Annotated in this window: 12 protein-coding genes; 6 read left to right on the top strand and 6 right to left on the bottom strand. The window is 67.7% G+C overall.

The features are described from left to right. Window positions 1-80: 80 nt before the first annotated feature. The gene (locus ABZT87_RS05570) at window positions 81-617 is read left to right on the top strand and encodes a DUF2690 domain-containing protein (RefSeq protein WP_355133868.1); all 537 of its coding nucleotides are present in this window, start codon (window positions 81-83) and stop codon (window positions 615-617) included. Between the two features lie 73 nt (window positions 618-690). On the opposite strand, the gene ABZT87_RS05565 is transcribed toward ABZT87_RS05570, so the two are convergent. Together ABZT87_RS05565 and ABZT87_RS05560 are read right to left on the bottom strand one after the other, a co-directional pair. Then, window positions 691-3,654 (bottom strand): hypothetical protein, encoded by a 2,964-nt coding sequence (locus tag ABZT87_RS05565; RefSeq protein WP_355133866.1) that lies wholly within the window; start codon window positions 3,652-3,654, stop codon window positions 691-693. Between the two features lie 11 nt (window positions 3,655-3,665). Continuing rightward, window positions 3,666-5,180 (bottom strand): hypothetical protein, encoded by a 1,515-nt coding sequence (locus ABZT87_RS05560; protein WP_355133864.1) that lies wholly within the window; start codon window positions 5,178-5,180, stop codon window positions 3,666-3,668. A gap of 268 nt (window positions 5,181-5,448) precedes the next feature. Between ABZT87_RS05560 and ABZT87_RS05555 the strand changes: the two genes are divergently transcribed. Beyond that, window positions 5,449-6,957: a glycosyltransferase 87 family protein gene (locus ABZT87_RS05555; RefSeq protein ID WP_355133862.1), complete on the top strand. Its 1,509-nt coding sequence runs from the start codon at window positions 5,449-5,451 to the stop codon at window positions 6,955-6,957. A 136-nt stretch (window positions 6,958-7,093) separates the two neighbouring features. Here ABZT87_RS05555 and ABZT87_RS05550 read toward each other — a convergent pair whose 3' ends face one another. The 4 genes from ABZT87_RS05550 to ABZT87_RS05535 form a co-directional block, all read right to left on the bottom strand. Next, complete coding sequence (locus ABZT87_RS05550) at window positions 7,094-7,567, bottom strand: hypothetical protein (protein ID WP_355133860.1); 474 nt, start codon at window positions 7,565-7,567, stop codon at window positions 7,094-7,096. A gap of 17 nt (window positions 7,568-7,584) precedes the next feature. Beyond that, window positions 7,585-11,475 carry an SGNH/GDSL hydrolase family protein gene (locus ABZT87_RS05545; RefSeq protein ID WP_355133858.1) on the bottom strand — a complete coding sequence of 1,297 codons (3,891 nt, stop codon included), beginning with the start codon at window positions 11,473-11,475 and terminating at the stop codon, window positions 7,585-7,587. 449 nt (window positions 11,476-11,924) lie between these two features. Next, window positions 11,925-14,156 (bottom strand): hypothetical protein, encoded by a 2,232-nt coding sequence (locus ABZT87_RS05540; RefSeq protein ID WP_355133856.1) that lies wholly within the window; start codon window positions 14,154-14,156, stop codon window positions 11,925-11,927. Next, on the bottom strand, window positions 14,153-14,944 hold the full coding sequence (locus ABZT87_RS05535; RefSeq protein ID WP_355133854.1) for a deoxyribonuclease IV: 792 nt from the start codon (window positions 14,942-14,944) through the stop codon (window positions 14,153-14,155). Before ABZT87_RS05535 ends, ABZT87_RS05540 begins: the two co-directional genes overlap by 4 nt. A 641-nt stretch (window positions 14,945-15,585) precedes the next feature. Between ABZT87_RS05535 and rpsF the strand changes: the two genes are divergently transcribed. The 4 genes from rpsF to rplI all read left to right on the top strand — a co-directional run bounded on the left by rpsF (window position 15,586) and on the right by rplI (window position 17,242). After that, on the top strand, window positions 15,586-15,876 hold the full coding sequence (gene rpsF / locus ABZT87_RS05530) for a 30S ribosomal protein S6 (protein WP_007453836.1): 291 nt from the start codon (window positions 15,586-15,588) through the stop codon (window positions 15,874-15,876). Window positions 15,877-15,966: 90 nt separating this feature from the next. Then, a complete protein-coding gene (locus tag ABZT87_RS05525; RefSeq protein ID WP_234582687.1) occupies window positions 15,967-16,500 on the top strand; it encodes a single-stranded DNA-binding protein in 534 nt (177 codons plus the stop codon). A gap of 41 nt (window positions 16,501-16,541) precedes the next feature. Next, window positions 16,542-16,781 (top strand): 30S ribosomal protein S18, encoded by a 240-nt coding sequence (gene rpsR, locus ABZT87_RS05520; RefSeq protein WP_007073789.1) that lies wholly within the window; start codon window positions 16,542-16,544, stop codon window positions 16,779-16,781. Between the two features lie 14 nt (window positions 16,782-16,795). After that, window positions 16,796-17,242, top strand: a complete 447-nt coding sequence (gene rplI, locus ABZT87_RS05515; RefSeq protein ID WP_007453817.1) for a 50S ribosomal protein L9 — start codon at window positions 16,796-16,798, stop codon at window positions 17,240-17,242. Window positions 17,243-17,262 lie beyond the last annotated feature (20 nt).

Below are 17,262 nucleotides of genomic sequence, written 5' to 3'. Positions count from 1 at the left end.
CGAACCGTGGAGAGCTGGTGACGGCTTGATGGCCCACGGTTGGATCCTCCACTCATTCCATCGACATTGGAGGTACTGCCGTGCTGAAGAGGAATCTCGTCCGACTGGGCGCCACGCTGCTGATCTGCCTGGGGGGTGCCGTCGTCGCCCCGCAAGCCGCGATGTCGGCACCGTCGGCGACTGACAGCTCGTCCACCACGGTCAGGGCGCAGGATCTGGACCCCAGCACCGCCACGATGATCCCGGCCGCGGAGCTGGCCAGTGCCGGCTGCGGATCGACGTGCGACGGGAAGAACCCGGCCACCTACAAGATCTACTACAGTGGATGTACGTCGTGCTACCACTACTGCGCGGACGATGCGACGACTGTCGCGTCGAACACCAGCGGCATCAACCTCGAGCTGCGCTACAGTCCCCGCTGCCGCACCGCCTGGGCTCGGGTCGGGTCGGACTTCTACTACCCGACCGTCCGCAGCTACTACTCCGACGGTCGCGTCCGTACGTCGTACAGCGGTTTCGCTGACGCCTACTACACCCAGATGGTGAACGACGCCGGGCTTCTCGCGAGAGCGGAAGCCTCTGCGGGCCCCACCACCTGGTGGACGTCCAAGTACTGATTCTGCCGTTCCATCGCCGTGCGGGGTGCCGCATCGGGCTGCACTTTCGCAGCAGCCCGATGCGGCACTTACCTTATGAGCCGCCGCCGGGAACGAACGCCACGGCGTCGAACCCGATGGTCTTCTCGGTGGGTGCTGACTTGAAAGAGTCGAGCCTCACGCTGGCACCGGAGCGGAGGCTGAAGTTGCCGAGCCACACCCAGCCGCCCTTGTGGTAGTCCTGGTCCACCCGTACCTGACGGGTCCGGCCGTCGCCCGTCTGGACTTCGTAGATCGCGTCATTCACGCGAGCCCCGGTCATGGGGATGTAGGCATAGATTCCGGTCCAACCGGAGTACGACGCCGGCGGTCGCCACGTTCCGATGACCTGGAACTTGACCGACCCGCGTGCCCTGGTGAACCAGTGATGACCCCCAAAGCCGTTGTCCACCTGGTGAAGGTCGATCTTCGCCGTGTACTCGTTCGGCCATCCACTCCCGAACTCGAATTTCACCGACCCGTCATTGCGTGGTCCGACGCCGCCGCAACGCGGCATGCTGGTTCCGGACAGAACGTAGTCGACCACGATCGCGCCAGACGGCAGCTGACTGGCCGTGCACCGTGGCGGATTGTGCGTGCCATCTGCCGGCTCGGAGTAGTTGTCCGGTACGTCGTAGCGAATGCCCTCGTAACCGCAAGTCTCCTCGCAATCGCTCTTCCAGGTCACGGGTTTGTGGTACCAGCACTTCAGGTCATACTGGCCAGCGCTGTTCTTGTGTAGGCAGGGCCCCGGCTTCTCGCCCTCCAAACCCGGCTCGTTCGGTTGCACCCGCTGGAGCTGGTCACAATTGTTGGTGGAATCGCAGAACATCCAGATCTGTGGCTTAGCCTGAGAGCGCCGCAGCCGCGCCTCGATCGGTTCGCCGTTCCAGTACGCCGTGCGAAAACCAACCCCGTCGTCGCCGGTATCGATCGACTGAGCAGCCCACCCGATGACCTTCTCCTGGTAGGGCCAGTCCTGTGGATGTGCCGCGTCGCTGAACACCGGCACGTTGTCATCTGGGTCGAGCGGGTTCCGCACGTCCAGGAACGGGTGTCGCGTCGGGTCGTACCGCGGGTTGATGGGGTTGTTCCCCCAACCCACTCCCCAGGGTGAGCCATCACCCTTGTCCGGGTAGAAACCACTGTTGTACGCCCAGGTAGCGAAGAACCAGTTCTCGATCCGGGTCGGGTCGGCGTTGTTGATCCTCAGTCCTGCGTTGTACGTCTGGTTCCACTTGTCCTGCAGGATCTGCAAGCCCGCGGAAATGTTCGCCGCGTAGTCGAGTGCAATTGCCCGCTGGTGGGTGGCCGGTCTGGCGGTCTCGCCCGGCTTCTCCTTTCCGGCCTTGCGCATACCGTCGGTCACCTGGCTGACGCCGTAGCCGCAGTCGGCCTCGTCCCAGTGGATCCGCCAGTCATCGCTGGTGTCGGAGTCGTAGTAGCGGCGGCCGTAGTAGTTGCCGATCAGCGGGTTGCCATACTCGCCGGACTCCGTCTGGGACGCCTGCCACAGGTTGGATTCCTGAGCCAGGATGCCGAGCATGACCTGGGCAGCAACATGGCCGCCGCCGGCAAGCGCCCGGGGCGGGAACATCCCCTGGGGCGAGTAGGCCGGCAGGCCGAAGCCCCGGTAGTTGGCGGGACGGCTCTGGGTCAACGCCCCGAAGATGCCGTAGTCGACGGCCCACTCGATCTGACGAGGGCGCGGATGGTAGGCGAGTGTGGCGATGTCGTTGCGCGGCACCGAACACCACGGGTCCGGGTCCTGTGGCGTGTACGGCTCCAGCACGTCATCGGCCGCGCTGGGCCCCATCGATCTGCCACTCGACGACGGTCGGGACGCGCCGATGGCCGGACTGTCCGACGTGGGGGCCGTCTCCACAGGGTTCACCTGAAAGGCGACCTCACGGCCGGACTTCATGACGCGGGCACCCAGCCGGAGAGGTGCCCGGGTGCCGACTGACACTGTCGACCCGGGCAGGCTCTCCTCCGCCGTCATCGTCCGCTCGAAGGCCAGGTCACCGTTTGTGGAGATCTCTGCCTGAACTGGCACGCTCAGTCGGCGCACCGCCGCTGGTAGCGGTTTCACCGTCTTCGGAGTGCCCGTCAGGAATACCCGACCGCTGTCGCCGCGCTCCAGGCCGAATGTGCCGATCGGCCCCTCGGCGAGAGTGGTGACCCTGCTGTCGATCTGCCGACGTGCTCGCATGGCGGTTCCATCCGCCTCCAGGAAGTTGAGCCCGCCGTCTTTGTCTGCTCGGATCGCGAACGGCACGCCTCGGCTCTTCGTCACCATCCGCACCCGGCCCGCAGTGTCGACTGCGGCGAGCCTGTCGCTCAGTCCGCCGACGAAGCCGTCCCGCGTCGACACCGCCGAGGTGAACTGGCCGTTGATCTTGACCTTAGACCCCAGCGTGCCGCGTTCGGCGTCAAGCCGCAGCAGTTGGGTGCCGGGCAACCCTTCGTCGCCCTCTTGCGTCAGTGCAGCCGACTCACCCGCACCGCAGCCCGGATTGAAATACGCGAGGCTTGTCGTGACCGGAAGTTTGGTGACTTTTCCGGTCTGCAGATCGACGACAGCTGTGAAACCGCCCCGCCCGCTCAACTCGGTCTTGTTGGTGAAGCTGCGTGGGGCATAGACGACGACCGCGCGGCGCCCAGACGACGTGACGCAGGCATTGCCGATCCACCGGTCGGTGTCGAAGCCGCCCTCACGCAGCGTCGCAACGGTACGCCACGCATAGCCGTCGGCGGCATCCGCCACCAGCACATGAAGGCCCTCGGCGTCGCCCGCCGTGGTCCATGCCCGGTCCGTTGAAGTGCGCCACGATGCGCCCAGCAACTTGTCCCGATCGGCGCTGGAAACCGCTTCGGCCGGCACACCGGCTCCGGCCTTCGGTTCTGTCTCCGGTCGGGCCTGTGCCGCCGGAACCTGCACCAGAGTGAGGCCCACCGCACCCGCAGTCATCAGCGCCAACCGCAGGAAGGTCCCCCTCCTGATGGGGTCAACTGTCATGCCAGTCTCCTTCATCGTCGGTCGTTGCGGACGGTCAGTTCGGTCATGTTGGGGTACGCAGCCGCAATCTTGTCGACACCCACCATGTCGTAGTTGAATGGGTTCTCGTCACGCCCACTGTGAATCCGCACAATGATCCCCTTGATCAGAATTCCGGACTCGGGTCCTTCCCTGGGTATGGTGTAGACCGCTCCACCCATGTCTCCATCGCCGAACGCGATGGAGCTGCACCCGATCGAGTCGAAATCCTTGTAGAACGGGAAACCATTACATGGGCTTCCATCTTTCAGGATGTACGTGCGGCGATCAGGCCACAGGGTGCCGGGCTCGTTGATGTCGGCCTTGATTACCGACACTCCCCTTGTCTCCTCCAGGTCTCCCTGGTAACTCTCAATCCATACGGTGTTGCTGCCGACGAACTCGGTCATCTCCACCCCGCAGAAGGTGCCGGTTTCGGCGCCCGAAACACAAACCTGTTGGCCGGCGATCGGCGACTCCCAGGCATCGATCTGCCAACCGTCCTGCGTCCAGCCAGTGCCGTCATAAACAGCCGGATCGGCACCACCCTTCGGCTTGGTCAAGGTGACGCCGCGGATTGGCTTATGCCAGGCTGCGTTGACGCCCGCCGTCTCGTTCACCACGTCCCCGCTGGGGTCAACGTAGGTCTGACCGGGAGTACCACAACTCGCCGGGCCGACCATCAGTTCGGTGTTCGTGGCGTCGTCCAGAATCGGGACGCCTGAGGTGCAGTGCCATTTCGTGTCGGCATCGACAACCTCGCCGGAATCAAGTCGAACACTCCAACCGCCATTGCCGCGGTTAGTGCTCGAGTTGATGATGTGTGCGCCTCCCCATGCCGGCGTCGTGTCATCCTGGCGGCTCGGACTGGGCCAGGTGACTGCGGCGGCAGCAACTCCAGCAGAGGTGCTGCGGCCATCTGATGTTCCGGTCCTCCCGCCGAGCGCGGGCAGATCCGGCTCGCGCCGCACCGTGACCGGCACGCCGACGTCCGGCAGCTGGAGAGAAGATTTGGCACCGCTCGACAGGGTGGCCGTAATACCGTCGCCCCGCACGGTGTAGGCGACAGACCGTATCGACCGGTTGCCGCTGGCCCTGATCTTCTCGGCAGCTCGAGCGAGTTCGTGGGCCGCGTAGCGGGCGGGCTCTACCTTCACCGGAACGCGCGCACCCTCCTGATCAAGCACGCGGCGCACGTCCGCCGGGACTTTGCCCCTCCAATAGACAGTCACTGTTCCTTGCCGAAGCGCCACTCCCGCGAAGCCTGATTGCCTCGCCTCGGCAGCAGTGCGGATACGTACCGCCGCTGCGGCCAGCGGCGCCTCGGCGGCCATCCGCGCGCGTTGTGCCGGCGTCGCGCCCTGGGTGTCAGCCGAGAACAGCTTGTCCGCGGCCGCAGACGTCCGTGACGCCCTGCCCGGCTTGTCGGTACTTCCCGCTGCCTCCGCTGACACTGGCAGTACGGCGAGTGCTGCACTGGCCACGCCGGCGGTGACCAGCCACCCCATGGTTCTTACCGAACCCTTCAATCCGATCCCCTCACCGTGATGACGGGCTCGCAGGGCTCAAACGAGTCGATGCTGTGGCCCGATTGGCGCGAAGTCTGTCCGGCTGTCTCATCAATCGATCACAGCTCGGACAGTCCGAGCGCGGGGAGCAGGTCAGGGTGCGGGCGGCGGCCGGCGGGTCTCGGGCCCTGATCGCGCTGGGTTGCCACCTGAATGGACGGCTCGGGACACATGACGTACTACTGCGAGTACGGCAGGATGCCTCTCTATGAGCACCCAGTCGACGCCCGGCATCGACGACGCCGGAACCACCGACCACCCGTCCCGCTCCGATGGGTTCGTCCGCGGCCTCTCCGGCGCGATCGGCGGTCCGCTGGGCGACCACGCGACGGCCCTGGATCGGCCGGCCGGGCAGGAACGCCGGTTCTGGACCGCCGTCCGGATCGTCCTGGCGCTTGCCTGCCTCACGCTCGCGCTGCACTGGGTGCAGAAATCCCCGTGCCAGGACGGCGCCTGGCAGAACAACGTCCAATACACCCGGTTCTGCTACACGGACGTGCTCGCCCTCTACTACGCGGAGGGCCTCAACGAGGGCAAGGTGCCCTACCGGGACCACCCGGTGGAGTACCCGGTGCTGACCGGCTACTTCATGGGGGCGCTGGGTCTGCCGGTGCACGCCATCGGCGACGGCGACCCGAGCATCAACCAGGGTCAGTGGTTCTACAACCTCAACGCGCTCGTGCTCGGTGCGCTCGCCGTGGCCACCGTGGCGGTGATCCTGGCGTTGCGCCGCCGACGACCCTGGGACGCCGCGTTGTTCGCGCTCGCCCCGGCGCTGGTGCTCACCGCCACCGTCAACTGGGACCTGCTCGCCATCGGACTGGCGGCGTTCGGTCTGTTGGCCTGGGCCCGGCGACAACCGGCGGTCGCCGGCGTGCTGCTCGGGTTGGCCGGCGCGGCGAAACTCTGGCCGCTGTTCGTGCTGGGGCCGATCCTCGTCCTGGCGCTGCGGGCCAACCGGCTCCGCGCCGCGCTCACCGCGCTCGGCGCGGCGGTGGTGGCCGTGGTGTTGGTGAACCTGCCCGCCTACCGGGCCAACCCCGACAACTGGGGTCGGTTCTTCGAGCTGAACACCACCCGGCCGATCGACTGGGGGACGCTCTGGTACATCGGGCGCTACCTCGACGGCAAGGTCGGCAACGACCCCGGCCAGCAGGGCCCGTTCGAATGGTTGAACGCCAACATCCCCGCGCTCAACACCATCTCGTACGCCCTGTTCGGGCTGGCCTGCCTCGGCGTGGCCGTGCTGGCGCTGCGGGCGCCGCGCCGGCCGCGGCTCGCCCAGCTCGCCTTCCTGGTGGTCGCCGCGTTCCTCATCTTCAGCAAGGTCTGGTCCCAGCAGTTCGTGCTCTGGATGCTGCCGCTGGTGGTGCTGGCCCGCCCGAAGTGGGGTGCCTTCCTGGCCTGGCAGCTCGCCGAGGTCTGCTACTTCGTCGCCTTCTACGGTGAGCTGCTCGGCGCGGCGACCAGCCGGCCGGTCTTCCCGGAGGGCGTGTTCGTGCTGGCCTCGACGCTGCGACTGGCGACCGTGGTGACCCTCTGCGTCCTGGTCATCCGGGAGATCCTGCACCCCGAGCAGGACGCGGTACGGGCCACCTATGCCGACGACCCGGACGGCGGCGTGCTCGACGGCGCACCCGACGTCGGCTGGATCGACCGCTTCCGCCTACGCTCCAGCACCCCGACGACGGTCACCGAGGGGGACGTGCGGGTCTGACGCTGTGGCTTGTGCGTGCCGTACCGCGCTGGGATGCGGCACCTCCGTTACGTGCCGCCGCCGGGAGCGAATGGCACGGCGTCGATTCCGACGGTGAGCACCTGCTCGCCTGACCGGAGCCGTACCGGAGGAGCGATCACTTCCGTAGGCCGACCGTCGTGTCCGCCTGGCCGAGTGTCCGGTCGAGGCCGGTGTCACAATCGGTGTCTGACATCGTCACCTCGGGCTTTGCACTCCGGGCGCCGCTGAACCGTACACAGAGCCGCACCGTCACCTCGGCGGGCGCGAGCCCTCCGGCGTAGCCGGTGCCGTCAAAGGCTACGTCCAGCCAGATCCGATCACCCGGTTCAGACCGGCGACCGAAGACGAACCCATTGCGCTCCCCGCTCTCCACCAACTCGGCGACCGCACCGAGCAGCGCCTCCTGGCGCGGGGCGGAGGGGTCAGCCAGCGCGTTCGACATCGCCTGCCGGGACCGTTCCGCCTTCTCGCGGACCACAGCCGTGGCCTTATCCGTGGCCTCCTGCTCCTGGTCAGGGGCGCCGCAGCCGAGGCTCGACGCGGCCAAGGCCGTGCCCGCGAGAAAGCCGAAGAGCCTTCCCGCGGGCACGGATGATGAAGGTCTGGTCAAAGCCCCATCTTTCCCCGCGTGACGTCGTTCATCACCTCAGCGTAGATACCGGCGCCACTGATCTTCGGGTGGAACGACTGCTGCGACGCCCCATAGACGTTCCACGAGTCCGGTATCGGGCTCTTGAGCGGTCCCTCTTCACCTGCGGTGAGGTCCTTGATGACACCGTTCACCGTCTCCGGTGAACCGCAGATTGCCTTGCCCGAGAAGCGCTGGATCGGATTGCCGAACCACACCTGGACCCCCTCGGCCTTGACCTCGTTGACCGCCTCCTCCATCTTCGTCGCGAGGAGTTCGGCTGTGGAGTTGAGCCAGGGCAGTTCGCCCGCGCCGATACCGAGGACGCAGTACCCTTCGACCAGCTTGGGATAGCCCATCAGCAGGATTTTGGCTGCTGGTGCCTTCTTTTGGATCTCTCTGAGCACGATCTTGATTGATTCCTTGACCGGCCCTTCGATGCGCTTTTTGGTGGCCGTGCTCGCCGGCTCGGTATCGCCCTTCAACGTACTGTCCTGGCAGAGTTGGAGGCCGGACCCGTAGATGCATTCCTGGATCACCTTGCTGAACTCGGAGTCATTACCCCCGACGGACAGGGTGACCAGAGTGGTGTTCTCGTCGAGGAAGCCCTTGTCCAGTTGGGACACCTCGCCGTACGAGCCGCTGCCCGTCTTGTTGAACGCGTTCGCCGGCGGTGACTGCCCGGTCGGAACGGTACTGAAGGGCAGGAGGTTGTGAGTCCGGGCTCCCGAGCAGGCATGGAACTGGTAATCCAGCTGCGGATCCCAGGAGTCGGCCCGGCTGCCGATCGATGCCGAGTTGTCCGACAGCACCGCCTGCCGTGACCAGGAGTACTTGGAGCGGTGGCAGTCATTCTGGAACAGCACCTCATCGCCGTTGAGTTGCTTGAAGTCGGTCTCGCGGTAGTAGTCGGCACCACGGTTCTCCGACGCTCCCTCGCCGGAGGAGTACGAGTCCCCGAGGGCCACGACCTGATGACGCGGCTTCGCGTTCAGCTTCTGCACCGCGATCGCGTCCCACGCCACGTCCTCCACCCCGGTGCCGTCCTGGGTGTCGGTCGACAGCCGGACGCGGGGAGTGCCGGCGAACTTGAAGACACCCAGGGACACCCAGCGGTGCTCCTGGGTGCGTTGCAGTAGGACTCGCTTCTTGCCCTTGTCGAAGCCCTGGCCGAGGTCTACCTGGTACTCGGCCTGACGGGTGTGCGCGCCCTGGTCGGGCATGTGCACCATCACCCGGGCCCAGCCCTGGAGCTGCTGGCTCAGCGACCACGTTCCGGACACCCGAAACTTGCCTCCCTGGTCACTGGGCCGCCGGGTGTGCGCGAACCAGAAGTGGCCTCCGAATCCCCCGCCGATCTGGTGGAAATCGACCTTGGACGGGTAGTGACCAGTGCTGTCTGCGGCGAAGTCCAGATTGAAGGTGCCGGCGTTCGTCCAGGGCCGTCCGCAGCCCGGCCGGACGGACGGTGTGCCGTCGACGACGTTGTCGATGACAAGAGCACCGCTCGGCAAGCCCGACAGGCTGCAGTTTGGTGCGTAGCTCGTGGCATCCTCCTGGTAGGCGTACCCGGGATCGAATCGGAGCACCTCGTTGCCGGCCTCGAAGCCCTCCTTCCACTTCACCGGCCGGTTGTACCAACACACGAGATCGAAGCGGCCGGCGGCGTTCTTGTGGGCGCAGGGGCCGGCTTCCTCGCCCACCACATCCGGGTCATCCGGAACGTTCAACTCCCCTGGGTGGCAGTAGTTCGAGTCGTCGCAGAACAGATCGATCGGCGGCTTGACGGTGATCCGCTGCCGAGTGTCGTTCCACCACGCGGCCCGGAAACCCGAGACCAACTGGTCCGGGCCCTCCAGCAACTCCGGCGGGTGTCCGGCGAAACCGAGCACCTTCTCCTGGTACGGCCAGAACTGCGGATTCGCCGCGTCGGCGTACGTGTACTCCAGGAAGGGCGCGCGGTCGGCCCGGTATCTCGGGTTGATCGGGTTGTTTGCCCAACCGACGCCCCACGGGGATCCGTCGCCCCGGTCCGGGTGGAAGCCACTGTTGTAGGCCCAGAGAGCGAAGAACCAGTGCTCGAGCCCTCCGGGATCCCCGCTGTTGACGATCAACCCGGCGGTCCGGGTCTCGTTCCACTTCGACTGCAGAATCTGCAGCCCGGCGGCGACGTTCGCGGCGAAATCCAGAGCGATGGCACGCTGCTTGTACGCGGGCAGGGCGACCTCACCTTCCTTCTCCCGGCCCGCCAACCGCATACCGTCAGTGACCTGTGTGACGCCGTACCCGCAGTCTGACTCTTCCCATCTGATGTCCCAGTCGTCCTCCTCCTTGCCGTTGTAGATATCGCGGCCGTAGTAGTTGCCGATCAACGGACTGGCGGTGACGCCCGGGACAGCGTGGAAGGACGCCTGCCAGAGATTCGACTCCTGCGCTGCGATGCCCAGCATGACCTGGGCCGGAACGCGGCCACCGCCGACCAACGGGATCGGCGGGAACAGATCCTGAGGTCGGTACGCAGACATGCCGAGGTTCTTCCAGTTGGCCTCCCGCTGCACGTAGAGCGAATTGGTAATTGCCTGGTCGACTGCCCACTCGACCTGGCGCGGCTTGGGCTGCAATGCCTGGTTGCGCGGATCGTTGCGCGGGACCGAGCAGTAGGCTTCCGCCTCCACGGGGTTGGTCGGGGAGCCTGCGGCGGCTGCCGAGGCCCGGCTACCCCCGCCGGCCGACGAGAGTTTTGGATGAATGCGCCTGCCCTCGGCGGCTTGGGCGTCCGAAGCGTCGCCGGGTCGCACCTGGAAATCGACCTTCTTGCCGTTGGTCAACACGGTGGCCTGAATCTTCACCTGCCGCGGCGACGTCGGGTCCGGGACCGCAACCCGTGGGTCGGCCTGACCGGCCCAGCGGACCTCGGTCAACGCCAACTGCCCGTGCGAAGACAGCTGGGATCCGGCTGCCACCTCGACCTTCGACACGTTCTTCGGTAGTGCGTGCGTCCGGTCCGCCTGACCGGTGATGAAGGCCCGGCCACCAGCGCCAGGCGTGACGCTCAGCTTGGACAGTTGCCCTTCCGCGAGCGTTCGCGGTTCGTTCTTCGACTGAGGAACGGCACGCCGGACCCGTACCCGGTCACCCGTGCGGTCCATGAACACGACACCGCCGCCGCCGTCCGCCTTGAGCTGGAATGGGGTTCCCGAGGTGGCGGCGACGGGCGTCAGTGTGCCGCCGCCTCCCACCTGCACCAGGCGCGAACCCCCGGCTGCCACGATGGTGCGCCCCACCGGTAGGGCAGAGGTGACCTCGGCGTTGACGAAGATCGGTCGCGAGAGCTCGCCTTTGCCGGCATCGAGCCGGAACAGTCGCGTACGAGCGGGCCCGTCGACCTGGTCGTTCGGTAGCTGGCCGCCCAGCTGCGTGAGGACCGCCGTCTCGTCCGCGCCGCAGCCCGGGTTGAAGTAGGCCAGCGATGACTGCACCGGCAGCTTGCGCACCGAGCCGGTCACCAGGTCGACAGTTGCCGTGAAGCCGCCGCGATCGAAAAGATCAGCTTTGTTGGTGAAGGTGCGCGGCGCGTAGACGACAACGAGCCGCCGACCGGAACCGGTCAGGCAGGCGTTGCCGATCCACTGGTCCGCATCGAAGCCCGGCTCTGCAAGAGTGGCCACGGTCCGCCACGTGTAACCGCTGCTGGCGGTCGCGGCGAGCACATGGAAGCCGTCGCCGTCTCCCGACGTCGTCCACGCGACGTCCTGCGACTCCTTATAGCCTTCGGTCAGGAGATCAGCCCGACGCTGCGGATCGACCGTAAACGACGGGGTATCCGCCGTAGGTGCCGGAGCAAGCGGCGCGGCTGCTGCGAATGCCACGCCGTGCACCGACTGAGGAAGCAGCACCGCACAAGCCACCGCGGCGATGAGTAGTGCCGGAGATCGGGAACGTCGACGAGCCATCAGACTCCTCTCGGACTCGATGCAGGCCGCATTCGTCTTCAGATGCCGTGCGAGAGGCCGGAACGTAAGCGCCGTGGTGGCTGAAGTACGCGCGGATAGCACCGGGGGATCAGGGAGCCCTCAGGGTGGGATGTGTGGTCATTGCTATCTCATCGCCGTCACATCGGCCGACCGTCACGCGCCGTCGCTGAGCGTGGCTGCGACCGATCCGGGTGCGCGGCCCGGGGTGCGTCGACCCCATTGGCTGCCAACGATGGATCGCCGCCGTGATACTGACGCCATCGGCAGGCCGCTGGGTGACCACGCCATGGCACTGGTCCGGCGGGCGGACGTGCTGCCAGGCAAACCGCAGGTAGCGAGAGGCGTCAGAGTCGGTAGACGACGGCGTCGCCGACGTCCTGGCGGGTGATGCCGAGCGACTCGACCGGCGCGTCGATGGTGATCTCCCACGGCGTACCGGGCACCTGGCTGCGGAGCAGCACCACCGTGCGGACGCCGAACGTCCGCAGGTAGTCGACGCTCGTCTGGTCGGGGAACGACTGGCTCACCCGACGGACGTCGTCGAGCTGCCGAGGCGTGAAACCGCTGCCGCCGTTCACCACGTCCGGGAACCCGTCGGTCGACCAGAGCATCACGTGCTGGTCGATGCTCTGGTTGCTGGGCAGCACCAGCAGCGGTCCCTCTGCCGCGCGCATCGCCGCCGGCTGGGCCGGCACCACCGGATGCGGGGTGGCGTTCAGGCCCTCGAGTGTGACCAGCAGCAGCGGCAGCAGGGTGGCCATCCGCAGCCACGGCCCGGGCCAGGACGGGATCCGCTGCGCCGCCAGCTCACGGACCCGGTCGGTGAGGGCGGTGACCGCGCCCGCCGCGAGCAACGCGAGCAGCAACGTGGTCCACAGCATCAACCGGCCGGGAGTACGCAGCGCGTTCCAGCCCGGCGCGTGCTCGAAGAGCGGCACGTAGGTGAACGTGCCGTCGAAGAAGCGGGTGCCCATCGCGAAGGCCATCGTCACCAGCACCCCGACGAGCAGCAGCAACCGGTGCCGTAGCCGCCAGACCGAGAAGAACAGCCCACCGGCGGCCAGCGCGTAGAGCACGAAGCCCGGCAGCAGCGTCATCTCCGGATGCCACGGCAGCGCCGCGCGGGCGCCCTCGTGCAACCCACCCCAGATCCGCGATTCGGCCGGTGCGGTCACGAAGCCGGACGCCGGCGGCGAGAAGATGCTGATGTCGCGGATCGTCCGCTCGGCGTACGGGTGCAGTTCGGTCACCTTGAAGTACGGGAACGCCATCAGCAGGCCCACCCCGGCGAAGAACACCCCACCGACCACATCGGCCACGAGGAGGCGGCGGCCGAACGGCAGCGCCCGGCCGGACTTCAGCCGGCGAACTCCGAACAGCACCGCGACGACGAGCACCGCGCCGGCCAGGAAGTACGCGAACGGCAGGCCGATGCCGAAGCCGAGGCTGACCTGCCAGGCCGCCACCAGCCAGCCGGCGTACACCCAGCCGTCGTGCCGCCGCTCCGGCCGGTAGCCGTGCCGTAGCGACCAGCCGTGCCCCCGCGCGAGCATCGCGAGCGCCAGCGGGATGCCACCGTTGGAGAGCACGTGCAGGTGCCCGGCCTGGGCCAGCAGCCACGGCGCGTAGGTGTAGCCGACCCCGGCCACGGCGGCGCCGATCCGACCAGCACCGAGCTGCCGGGCCAGGGCGTACGCCCCGAGCGTGGCGAGCGCGTGCGCCAGCACGAACACGATGTTGTAGCGCAGCACCGCGTCCTCGGGGCCGCTGCCGAGCATCCCGGCCGGGGCGTAGCCGAGCAGCGTGTCGGAGAACGCGAAGCTCCACAGCTCCGGGAAGAACGTGTTGGACTGCCACAGTCGCGCCGGGTCGGCCAGCAGGATGTGCCCGGACCACGCCATCTGCCAGGCTTGCAGGCTCGGGTCCCAGTGGTCCTGCGGAAGCGTGTAGCGCGGGTAGCGCAGCGTCGGCCAGGTCATCAGCACGGCCAGCGCCAGCGCGCCGAGGGTGGCCAGGGTCCACTCGTGGATCAGGAACCGTCCGACGGCGCGGGCGGCTCGGCTGAGTCGGCTGGGCCGCGGCTCCGGCGCCGAGGCGAACGCCTCCCAGCGTTCGGCCTCGACCGGCCTCGCGTCGCCCGGCTTCGCGTCGCCGTCGGCCTTTCGCGGACCGTCGGCGTCATCCGCCTTCGTACCCTCGGCCTCGTCGGCGTCCTTGACTGCGACGTCCTTGACCGCGGCGTCCTTGACTGCGACGTCCTTGAGCGCGGCGCCCTTCGTGCTGCCGCGCTTCGCGGCGGGTTTCCTGCCGCCGACCTTGGCGATGTAGTTCTTCGTGGCGTCGCGCTCTGGTCGGCCGTTCGGGGCGGTGGCGCCCTCGGCCCCAGCGGTGCCGGATGGCGTGTCATCGGCGCGGGGCGGGCGGTCCGCGTCGGTGTTGGCGGTCGCGTCGGTGGAGGACGTGGCGGTGGCGGAAGCCGGCGGGGCGGGAGGGTCCCCGGCGCGCGTCGGCGCCGGTCGGCTCGGGGCGTCGTCGGTCGGAGTGGGCCGGGGGTTCCCGGGCTGTCCGGTGGTCATGCGGCCGGGCGCTCCGTCCCGAGCTGCTGGCGGAGGAAGTCGATGTCGGCCGCCTGACCGGACACGCCGCCCGGGGTCTCGACGACCACCGGCGCCCCGGCGGCCCGGATCACGGCCACCACCAGCTCCGGGTCGATCGTCCCGCCATCCAGGTTGTCGTGCCGGTCCTGGCCGGAGTTGAACGCGCCCTTGGAGTTGTTGGCGTGCACCAGATCGATCCGACCGGTGATCGCCTTCACCCGGTCGACCAGGCCGAGCAACTCCTCGCCACCGGCGTACGCGTGGCACGTGTCGAGGCAGAAGCCAACCTCGTGGTCGCCGATGGCGTCCCAGAGCCGGGCCAGCGCGTCCAGCCGGCGGGCGCAGGCGTTGTCGCCGCCGGCGGTGTTCTCGATGAGGACCGGGACGCCGAAGCCGCCAGAGTCCGCCGCGTACGCGAAGGTCTTGCGCCAGTTGTCGAAGCCGACCGACAGGTCGTCCCCGGCGTTGACGTGCCCGCCGTGGACGATCAGGCCCTTGGCGCCGATCGCGGCCGCCGCGGTCGCGTGCCCGAGCAGCAGCTTGCGGCTGGGGATCCGGATGCGGTTGTTGAGGGTCGCCACGTTGATGACGTAGGGCGCGTGCACGTAGAGGTCGACCTCGGCCGCGCGCAGCCGCTCGGCGTCCTCCCGCGGCTTGGGGGCCTTCCATCCCTGCGGGTCGGAGAGGAAGAACTGCACGGTGTCGGCGGACCGGGCGGCCGCCTCCGCCAGCGGGTCGGTCGAATCGACGTGGGCTCCGATACGCATGGCAGCGAGCCTACGTCGCGACCCCGACGGCTGCGGCGACGGCCGGCGCGGTGTCGTCGCTCGTCGCGTCACCCCGGCTGCTCGACGATCGTTGATGGGATGGAACCCGGCGAGCACGGCCCGGGGCTGCGCGTGGCGGGTCCGCCGCGCATGGCAGTCGTCGCTCGTCGGCCCGAGAGCGAGGTCATCCCCGCGGCGCGGCCCGGCACCGCGGGGGCGACCCCTCGACGTACCAGATCTCCGCCGTTGCAGAATCTCGGAAAATTCTGCCTTTTGCCCCGACAAGGGACGAGAGCCGTTGTATCGTCAGATAACAACACGATAAAGCTCCGCGGGGCGTCTTCGGTCCAACCTCATCGGTGTGGTCGTTCCTCCCCAGGTCCCACCCAAGGAATGCGGACGGGACGCTCCGCGGCCTCGTTGACGGGGGCTCGCCACCGACCAGTGACGGTCGGGTGGTGGGCCCCCGTCAGCACGCCCGGGGCACTGGCCCGACCACCCCGGGCATGATCGTCCGGACCGGGTATCCTGGTCAGGTTGTCCGCGTCCGGCCGGGTTCCCCCGGCACGTGCGGGCAGCGACGCACGACCTCCTGCCACGGAAGGACCGTGGCCGCTTAGCCCACAGGAGGTGAGCACGTCTTGCGTCATTACGAGATCATGGTGATCCTCGACCCCAGCCTCGAGGAACGCACCGTCGCCCCGTCGCTCGACACGTACCTGAACGTGATTCGGACCGCGGGTGGCTCGGTTGAGAAGACGGACGTGTGGGGCCGCAGGCGCCTCGCGTTCGAGATCAACAAAAAGGCCGAGGGCATCTACGCCGTCGTCGACCTGCAGGCTACGCCTGCTGCCGTGGCCGAGCTGGACCGTCAGCTCCGGCTGAACGAGTCCGTGCTGCGCACCAAGGTCATCCGGCCGGAGATGCGCTAAGCATTCAGTCCGGCATTCAACCCGGTTCGCCCGGATCAGCCTCCGCGACTCTGTCGTACGGCTCTGAGAGCCTGTACGACGAGACGCTGAGTGCGCGAGGAGATGGTCATGGCAGGAGACACCACCATCACGGTCATCGGCAACCTGACCGATGACCCCGAGTTGCGGTTCACCCCGTCCGGTGCGGCGGTCGCCAAGTTCCGGGTCGCTTCGACGCCCCGTTTCATGGACAAGACCACCAATGAGTGGAAGGACGGCGAGCCGCTCTTCCTGGCTTGCACCGTGTGGCGTCAGGCGGCGGAGCACGTCGCCGAGTCGCTGCAGCGGGGCGCCCGCGTGATCGTCTCGGGCCGGCTGCGTCAGCGGTCCTACGAGACCCGCGAGGGCGAGAAGCGCACCGTCATCGAGCTTGAGGTCGACGAGATCGGCCCGTCGCTGCGCTACGCCACGGCGAAGGTGCAGAAGATGTCCCGCTCCGGTGGCGGTGGCGGCGGCTTCGGTGGTGGCGGCGGTGGTGGCCAGGGTGGCGGCGGAGGCAACTTCGACGACCCCTGGGCTTCGGCCGCACCCTCTCCCGCGCGTGCCGGTTCGGGCGGCAACTTCGACGAGGAGCCTCCGTTCTAATGGCGCCGAGCGCCCGCGATCGCAAACCAGGAGCAAGGTCAATGGCCAAGGCTGCGGCACTTCGCAAGCCGAAGAAGAAGGTGAACCCGCTCGACAAGGACGGGATCACCTATATCGATTACAAGGACACGGCGCTGCTGCGCAAGTTCATCTCCGACCGCGGCAAGATCCGCGCTCGGCGGGTCACCGGCGTGACCTCGCAGCAGCAGCGGCAGATCGCCCGCGCGGTCAAGAACGCCCGCGAGATGGCGCTCCTGCCGTACACCGCAACGGCCCGCTGAGAGGAGGCACCGATATGAAGATCATCCTGACTCAGGAAGTGTCCGGCCTCGGTGCCCCGGGCGACATCGTCGAGGTCAAGGACGGCTTCGGCCGTAACTACCTGCTGCCGCAGGGCTTCGCGATCGCCTGGACCAAGGGCGCGGAAAAGCAGGTCACGGTCATCAAGCGGGCCCGTTCGGCCCGCGAGATCCGCGACCTCGACCACGCGAACGAGGTCAAGGGTCAGCTCGAGGGTCTCAAGGTCAACCTGAAGGCCCGCGCCGGCGACGGCGGTCGGCTCTTCGGCTCGGTCACCTCGGCCGAGATCGTCGACGCCGTCAAGGGCGCCGGCGGCCCGGTCCTCGACCGCCGCCGGCTGGAGGTGCCCGGTCACATCAAGTCGACCGGCACCTACCCGGTGAAGATCAAGCTGCACCCCGAGGTCACCGCGTCGTTCAACCTGAACGTCGTTCAGGGCTGACGACCAGCTGCACCACGACG

Origin of the sequence: Micromonospora sp. NPDC005237 (genome assembly GCF_040607775.1) — a bacterium.
In the GTDB taxonomy this organism is placed as follows: Bacteria; Actinomycetota; Actinomycetes; order Mycobacteriales; family Micromonosporaceae; genus Micromonospora.
This window is presented reverse-complemented; position numbering and strand designations above follow the sequence as displayed.

Excerpts from the sequence above, each read along its gene's own strand:
- rplI (WP_007453817.1), top strand. The coding sequence starts at position 16,796 with ATGAAGATCATCCTGACTCAGGAAGTGTCCGGCCTCGGTGCCCCGGGC.
- ABZT87_RS05560 (WP_355133864.1), bottom strand. The coding sequence starts at position 5,180 with ATGGGGTGGCTGGTCACCGCCGGCGTGGCCAGTGCAGCACTCGCCGTA.
- ABZT87_RS05535 (WP_355133854.1), bottom strand. The coding sequence starts at position 14,944 with ATGCGTATCGGAGCCCACGTCGATTCGACCGACCCGCTGGCGGAGGCG.
- rpsR (WP_007073789.1), top strand. The coding sequence starts at position 16,542 with ATGGCCAAGGCTGCGGCACTTCGCAAGCCGAAGAAGAAGGTGAACCCG.
- ABZT87_RS05555 (WP_355133862.1), top strand. The coding sequence starts at position 5,449 with ATGAGCACCCAGTCGACGCCCGGCATCGACGACGCCGGAACCACCGAC.
- ABZT87_RS05540 (WP_355133856.1), bottom strand. The coding sequence starts at position 14,156 with ATGACCACCGGACAGCCCGGGAACCCCCGGCCCACTCCGACCGACGAC.
- ABZT87_RS05565 (WP_355133866.1), bottom strand. The coding sequence starts at position 3,654 with ATGACAGTTGACCCCATCAGGAGGGGGACCTTCCTGCGGTTGGCGCTG.